This window comes from Yinghuangia sp. YIM S09857 (assembly GCF_051388915.1).
Lineage (GTDB): Bacteria > Actinomycetota > Actinomycetes > Streptomycetales > Streptomycetaceae > Yinghuangia.
Window position 1 is genome coordinate 3,126 of the sequence record NZ_JBPKBH010000043.1, and the last position, 7,560, is coordinate 10,685.

5 protein-coding genes and 1 pseudogene are annotated in these 7,560 nt (G+C 68.6%); 3 read left to right on the forward strand and 3 right to left on the reverse strand.

What is annotated here, in order from left to right:
- Positions 1-82: 82 nt before the first annotated feature.
- On the reverse strand, positions 83-1,840 hold the full coding sequence (locus ACRX5S_RS40635; RefSeq protein WP_436778331.1) for a cholesterol oxidase substrate-binding domain-containing protein: 1,758 nt from the start codon (positions 1,838-1,840) through the stop codon (positions 83-85).
- Between the two features lie 845 nt (positions 1,841-2,685).
- Between ACRX5S_RS40635 and ACRX5S_RS40640 the strand changes: the two genes are divergently transcribed.
- Entirely contained in the window at positions 2,686-4,227 is a 1,542-nt protein-coding gene (locus ACRX5S_RS40640; protein ID WP_436778332.1) for an ABC transporter substrate-binding protein, read from the forward strand.
- 91 nt (positions 4,228-4,318) lie between these two features.
- Here ACRX5S_RS40640 and ACRX5S_RS40645 read toward each other — a convergent pair whose 3' ends face one another.
- Together ACRX5S_RS40645 and ACRX5S_RS40650 are read right to left on the reverse strand one after the other, a co-directional pair.
- Complete coding sequence (locus ACRX5S_RS40645) at positions 4,319-5,152, reverse strand: sugar phosphate isomerase/epimerase family protein (RefSeq protein ID WP_436778333.1); 834 nt, start codon at positions 5,150-5,152, stop codon at positions 4,319-4,321.
- Positions 5,153-5,220: 68 nt separating this feature from the next.
- Positions 5,221-5,670, reverse strand: coding sequence for a nuclear transport factor 2 family protein (locus ACRX5S_RS40650; protein ID WP_436778334.1), 450 nt, complete (start codon positions 5,668-5,670; stop codon positions 5,221-5,223).
- A gap of 180 nt (positions 5,671-5,850) precedes the next feature.
- Between ACRX5S_RS40650 and ACRX5S_RS40655 the strand changes: the two genes are divergently transcribed.
- Both ACRX5S_RS40655 and ACRX5S_RS40660 read left to right on the forward strand, forming a co-directional pair.
- Complete coding sequence (locus ACRX5S_RS40655; RefSeq protein WP_436778335.1) at positions 5,851-7,002, forward strand: cytochrome P450; 1,152 nt, start codon at positions 5,851-5,853, stop codon at positions 7,000-7,002.
- A gap of 96 nt (positions 7,003-7,098) precedes the next feature.
- Positions 7,099-7,560 (forward strand): annotated as a pseudogene (locus ACRX5S_RS40660) (glycoside hydrolase family 3 protein); the annotation flags it as partial.

The following is a 7,560-nucleotide window of genomic DNA, read 5'->3' on the forward strand; positions in this document are numbered from 1 at the left end:
CGGGGGGTCGCCAGGGCAGCGGATCCTGGCGACGTGTCACCGTCGGCCGCGTCGGCCGGCGCCTTCGGTGACCTCGGGAAACTCAGACCAGGAGGCTGTTGAGGAAGGCGTTCGAGAACACCTTGTGCGGGTCGTACTGGTTCAGCTGAGCCACAGCGCTGTTCCAGTTGTTGCCGGTCGGCAGACCGGCACGGTACTGATTGGGGACGGTGCTGGAGAGGAAAGTGCCGTCGGACCATGCGGCCGTACCGCTGTAGCCCCAGCCCTTCGACCACTCCGGGCGCGCCTGCGCATAAGCGCCCGCGTAGTTCGCGAAGACCCACTGCTCGGTCTCGCGGTAGAACTGCCGGCTGTACGGCGTGCCGGGGACGGTCAGCACGTCGAGCCACACCGCGACGTCCCAGTCAGGGTGGTCGGGCCGGCTTCGGACCGCGGACAAGGCCGGATGCACGGCGCCGGCGACCTGCACGTCCGCCGGGTTGTCCAGACCGGTGACCCGGATCTCAATAGGCCCGTTCATGGGGTACCGGCCCTGGCTCGCGTAGGTGTCGACCGCGTTCTTGTAGTACGTGTAGAACTCGCTGACCACCTTCTGGATGTTGGCGCGCTTCGTGAGGACCGCGTACCCGTTCGCGTGCACACGCATCGTCGTGGGCTTGACGTAGAGCATGGTGTTCTTCGACCAGCCCCACAGATCCCAGTTGCCGGTGGCAATCAGCCCGGCGGCGACGAAGCCGCTCTGCACCTGGCAGAAGGTCGGGGTCAGGTTGGCGGCGCCCGACGTGATCTGCCCGAGCAGGTCGGAAGCTTCCTCGGAGAGGAAATCACTGAACGGGTAGTTGTACGGCGCGTCGACCTGCTTCGCGAAGAGCGGCTTGGAGGGGGCGACAGACCAGACCTTGAGCCAGGGGTTGTCGCTGAAGGGGAACCAGATCGCCTCCACACGGCCGGCGCGGTCGACGAAGCCCGCGAACGAGTTGTTGCCGGCACTGGCGGGCGCCGCGAACAGCTCCGCCGCGCCGATGTTCACCCAACTCTGGCACCGCAGGCGCTTGTTGGCCCCGACCCGCAGGGTGACTTCGGTGACGAACGTGCGGCCGAGGTTCACCAGGAGCGGTGCGATCGCCGGATCACTTCGCTGGAAGGTCCGCAGCCTGTACTGGTTCGATGCGGGGTCCCAGACAACTGCCGTCAACGAGACGATCAAGTTGCTGAGCGTTCCGAACGTATGCCCAGGGGTGAGGGTTTCGCCGGTCTTGGGGACGGCGGTGCCGTGGCCGTCGATGGCGAGCACTCCCCCGAGGCTGAGGTCTCCCGGAGCCGGGGTCGCGGTCACGCCGAGTCCGGCGTCTTCCAGGGTCTGGAGCAGCGCGATCATCGACGCGCCGGTCTGGGCGGTGACACTCGCGGGGGCTCCGGAGTTGACCGTGACGGCCTTCAGGTGCCGGGTGGTGTCGAGCAGGAGGATGTTCGTCGGTGCGCCGGGCTGGATCATGAACGGGGACCAGTTGTGGCTGAAGCCCTTGGCGCGCAGCTTCCAGCCTTGCGCACGAGCCCAGTTCGCAAGTGCCACGACATCGGCGGCGGTGGCGGGAGCGCAGGTCCACACGTCGTCGACACGGGTCTCGCCGGACCAGTTGCGGTAGCCCTGGAGGTACACCGTGATCCCTGACGGCAGGTTGGGCGGCGCGGGTACCGCGGCCGCCGCCGGATCGACGCGGAACGCCGGCGTCCATTGCACGGCCGTCAGCGCGGCCGCTCCCGCCAGTCCTCCGAGGACCGAGCGCCGACCGGGGCCGACGGTGGCCGCGTCGGCGCGGGGGTTGGTCTGATCAGTCATCAAGTTCCCTTCCCTTGCTGGGGACCGGCCCGGCCATCGACAAGGAAGTGATCAAGCGGAATGTCGTGATCAGGTTCCGGTACGTTGCGACAGGACAAGTCGCCCCCGTCATCGGAGGCAGGCAGTGCAGGAACAGGGTGTGCGGCAGCGATGGAGCCCATGAGGGCAACAGCGTTGGGACACACGAGACTTACAAAACGCTCGCCGACGTCGCGGCGCATAACGTGGTTGCGTTGGTCGAACGTGGCGCGTGGGGACGGCCGGAGGATTGGTAGCACGTGCTACGCACGAAAGCCTGCGCTGCCCCGACAGACAAGTCAAGAGCCCACGGATGGGTGACACGTGTCGCATTTCTTCGCAACATCGCGCCGACAGGTTCGTGCAGAAGTGCATACCATGCGATGAACTACCAAATGGGTGCCAGGGAGGCGTCCGACGGCATCAGACGTCCGGTGCGACCGCAGCTCCGGGGCGGCAGGGGGCGGCCGGACCATTTCGCGTAAGCCGTACACCCATTGAAGGCGGCCCACCTGCCGGGAGGAGGGGTCGAAGCCGGCGGTGTCGCGCCTCCGAGTCCTCAGGTCGGTCACGTTCGCATACGAGGATCCGTTCGAGTCAGACTGCCGAACGTCGATCCCGGCGAGTTCATGGCGACGCATACCGGCCGCGCTCCGGACGGGGATCATGCCGGTTGCCGTGGCGAATTATTTCGTGTAGGCATTACGCCAACTTGCGCCGACCCACCCCTCCATCCCTAGGTGGCGAGCTCTCCCGTGGCCAGATCACGCTCCGACGTTCACCTGCCCGGCCACCTGTCGACCGCGGTTCGCCGCCGAAGGCCACTGGTGATCCTGGCACTTGCGCTCGTCCTCAGCGCGGGGTGCGCGGCCGCCGACGGCGGCCCGGCTCCCGGGGCCTCGCAGGCAGGTGCCGCAGGGGAGTTGACGTTCGCGGTGACCCAGGATGCGGCAAGCTTCGATCCGGCGTCGACGTACACCCTTGGCGCGGCGGACGGCAGTCGGTTGACCGCCGTCTACGATCTCCTGGTCTGGTCCGACCCGGCAACCGGCACGGTACGCCCGCAGATCGCCGACAGCTTCGCTCCCGGGGACGGGGGTCGGACCTGGACGCTGCGGCTACGCCCCGGCGTACGGTTCACCGATGGAACACCCTTCGACGCCGAGGCTGTTCGCTTCAATTGGGAGCGGCACCGCGATCCGTCCAACCGATCGCTGCAACTCGCGGCCACTTCGGACATCACTGCCTTGGAAGTCGTCGACCCTCTGACGCTGGTGGTACGACTTGCCCGGCCCAACGCCAACTTCGACCGCATCGTGGCCGGCCAACTCGGGTACATAGGCTCGCCGACTGCAATACGCGCGGACCCCGTCGGCGTGGGTCGTGCCCCGGTCGGCGCGGGCCCGTTCGTCCTCACCGAATGGACGCCCGGTCAGCGCCAGGTCTTCGTCCGCAACACCGATTACTGGCAGAAGGACAGGGGCCTCCCCCGCTTCGACCGGGTCACCATGGTGGTCGATCACGACCCGACGCACATCGTCGAAGAGATCTCACGCGGGCGGGTCGACGCCACCATGACGTTCGACCCCACCCCCGTGGCCGACGCCAAGGACCGCAAGTTGGGTGTGGCCGAGATGCCGCTGCACGGCGGCGCGATGCTGGCCTTCAATACCGCGGCCGCGCCTTTCGACGACGTCCGGGTACGCCGCGCGGTCGCTCTCGCCCTGGACGTCGCGGACATCGACACCCGCTTCTATCAGGGCAAGGGCTCGCCCGCCCAGGGCGTTTTCACAAGCACCTCGTCCGTCGCGAACATCCAACTCGCCATGCCGCAGAACGATCCCGAGCAGGCTCGGAACCTCTTCGCACAGGTCACCCGGGACGGCACGCGAACGCTGGCGTTCGTGCTCCTGGTACCGGAGGCGCCCACAGTCGTCAAAGTCGCCGAGCACATCCGCGACACACTCAACCGGTATCCCGGCGTGGCCGCGCAAATCCAGGTCACGGACGTCCCTACCTTCATCCAGACCGTCCGCAAGGATGCCTGGACCTGGTCGGCTGCGCTCACCCAACTGTGGCTGGCCGATCCGGAACCCGGGCTCTACGACTTCTTGCTCTCCACCAGCAGCGCCAACATCACCGGCTACAAGAACCCGGTCGTCGACAAGGCGCTGAACGACTCGCGGGTCGCCACCGACACGACCATGCGTCGCGTGGCCTACACCGCTGTCCAGATGAAGTTGAACGAGGATGTTCCGTTTTGGGTGTACCAGGAGTCCCTGGCGGCAGCCGTGCACGGAGACCGCGTCTCCGAAGTGCAGATAGCCAATGACGGAGTATTGCTGTGGGACCGCCTGAATCGGCGCTGACGGCCGCCGGTGTGTGCGACAACCCGCCCGCTGACGTGAGGCGCCATTCAAGCCGGCCTCCGTCGGCACGGAACCACAGTGCCCCTGCGGCCTATTGGTCCATCGGCTGGGCCAACACCTTGCTCAGCCGTTCGCACGCCCGGGCGGCGGCTCGCGCGACGGACTGCGGCGGGAGACGGTCCAGGGCATCCGAGAAGACCTCCACACCCCAGGGCGCGGCACAGCCGCGTCGAAGGAGGTCGGCAAGCAGGCCGCACAGCGCCGCGTCGCGCGCGTCCGGCAGCAGGCGCGCCGACACGGCCTCCCGGCGCAAGTCGGCCGCAGGTTGCCGGGCGGCGGCGCCGACCTGGACGCCCCGGATCGCCTCGACGGGCACGTGCGCGGGCAGGCCTTCGCGGTCGGGGCCACGCAACGCGTGCCACGTGTCCAGCAGCAGGCCGCCCGCGGGGTGCCCTGCCCGCTCGACGACCTCCCAGGCAGCGGACAGGTCCGGCACCCCGGACCACCCGAACGGCTCTATGTGCGCGACCGCGCCGACGTCGGCAGCCCTCGCGCAAACCTCGGCGTAGCTCCCGGCGGCGGCATCCAAAATCTCACGTACCGGCTGACCGGTCACCTCGATGACGGTGATGGACCGGGCGCCGAGCGCACCGGCGACGTGGGCGAACTCCTCAGGACGGAACAACCGGTGGCCGGTGAAGCCGTCGTGGCCCGGGAGCCACTCCATCGCGCCGTCCACCTCGGCGACGGTCAGACCGAGTTCATCCAGCAGGTCGCGCAAGGCCGCATCACTCCAGCCGTCGGCGCGCGCCTGCCGGTATTCGGCGACGAACACGGAGATCGCGGAGAAGCCGGCGGCCGCGGCGGCCCGGGCGGTGGTGGGCAGATCGGCTCGACGCAGGGTCGCCGAGCACAACACGGACACAGCTGGTGCCGACGGTCGTGAGGCCGGTGCGTTGCCCGCGGCGGACGATGCCTCCGCGTCCTGTTTGCTCACCGTCCCATGACCATTTCGCGCCGGGCCAGCATCCAGCGGCCGGACGCTCCGTCCCCGGCGACAAACCGGTCTCGGTAACGCCCGACAGTTGCCACGACGAGTCCACCGTCCGGGCCTGGTGCCAGGAAGACGAAGTCGGCGACGGCGACGGTGGTTCCGGGGCCGCTCGACTCGATCACGGTGTTCGCCACCAGGTGCCGCCCGCGCCGCTCGGGCGGCTGCGCGGCGGCAATCCACTCGCATGCCGCCTCACGCCCGCGCGCCACCACCGAACCGCGAACGACCAGTTCCACGTCGTCGGCGAACAACGTGCCCAGCGCCTCGAAGCGTCCGTCGTCGCAGGCTTGGCTGTAGGCGGCGTGTATCCGCCGCACCGCGCTCTCCGCCATGAGGGAGGAGATCAGCTCGGCGTCCTGTGAACCGCCGGGCGGCGGGGCTTCGGTCATGGGGTCGCTCCAGGGCTGTTCTGAGGGGTGCCGGCCGCCGCTCCAACCGGCAACGCATCGAGGAGCGGCCACTCCCGAGGTTGCTTTCATGACTATCTTAGCTATGTTAAATGCACAAGACCTGCGCACTGAAACGCCGCACCCACATCGTGCCGCCCTTACGACCCGCGAGGAGTATCCATGCCGGCGACGCCCCCCGCCCTGTACGACCCGGTGGCCCCGGACTTCCAGGACCGCCATGGCGAGATCTACCGCACCCTCCGCGACGAACACCCGGTCTACCGCGAGCCGCGGACCGGCTTCTACGTGCTCTCCCGTCACGAGGACGTGTGGGCGGCCTCGGCCGACTGGGCGACGTACAGCTCGGTAACGGAGGAGGCCGGCTACCACAAGCCCATGATGGTCGACCTCGACCCGCCGGCCCACACCCTCATTCGGCGGGTGATCTCCGCGGCCTTCACCCCACGCCGAGTGGCTCTGCTCGAAGCCGCGATCCTCGCCAAGGTACGCGAGCTCATCGGCAACTTCGCCGACCGCGGCGAGTGCGACCTGATGGGTGAGTTCGCCGCCCTGCTCCCCAGCGATGTCGTCGGCGAACTGCTCGGCGTGCCGGAGGAACGGCGTGCCGAGTTGCGAGGACACACCGAGGAGCTGATGCGGATGACGATCCCCCGCGACGGCAAGGCCGTTGCCGAGGACGTCTACGAGGTCTTCGAGGGCCTGCTCCGGCAGCGCCGCGAGCAACCCGCGGACGACCTGATGAGCCGCCTCATCGCGGCCGAGGTCGACGGGCGCACGCTGTCCCGGGACGAGTTGCTCGGCTTCTGCTTCCTGCTTCTGGTCGGCGGCAACGACACCACGACCAATCTCATCGGCAACGGCATGCGGCTCCTCGACCAGCACCACGACGCCCGCGCGCAGCTGATCGGCGAACCCGGGCTCATTCCGGCCGCAATCGAAGAGATGCTGCGCCTCGAACCGCCCACCCTCACATCGGGCCGCCAGACGACACGCGACGTCGAGCTGCACGGCACGGTCATCCCCGCCGGTTCGCGCGTCCAACTGCTGTGGGGTTCGGCGAACCGGGACGAGCGTGAATACCCGGATCCCGAGCGTTTCGACCTCCGTCGCGGCGCCCGTCACATGGCCTTCGGGCACGGGCCGCACTTCTGCCTGGGCGCGCCGCTCGCCCGCCTGGAGGCACGTATCGCTTTCCATGAACTTCTCGCGCATATACCGGACTTCGCTGTCGTCGGCGACCCCGGACGCATTCGGAGCTCGTGGGCCAGGGGCTTCGATCGGCTCCCGATCACCTTCACCCCCCGCCACTGAGTCGAGGCGGGCGACGACCGGTACGGGATCGCCACCGAGGATCGGTCCGGGTTCGCCGCCGTGCGGGCGGCGAGTCCGTCGGACGTCGCGGTGGTCGTGGTCGGCGACCAGTCGGGAATCAACGCGTTCGGCTCCGTCGGGGAGGGCCTGGACAGCACCACGTGTGCACTGCCGGGTGTTCAGCGCGAACTGGTTGAGGCGATCGTAGCGACGGGACACCGACAGCGGTCGTGCGCAGTCACGGACGCCCGTTCGTGGTCGACTGGATGGCGGACTCGGTGCCGACCGTCGCGAGTTCGTTCATCGGTGGTGAGGAAGCCGGCACCGCGGTGGCGTCCGTGCTCTTCGGGGACGTCAACCCCGCCGGCCGCCCGCCCATCGCAATACTGCGCTCGGTCGGCGCGACGTCGGCTTCCTCGACGTACCCGAAACGGCGCATCGCGTCGGCGTGGAAAGTTGCGGTTCTTCGCTCCCATACCCCCGACGTAGAACGCGAGTCGTTCTTTGACCGCCGCCCACCGGCGGTTCGCGCGACGCCGTCAGGCGTCGCGTCCCCGC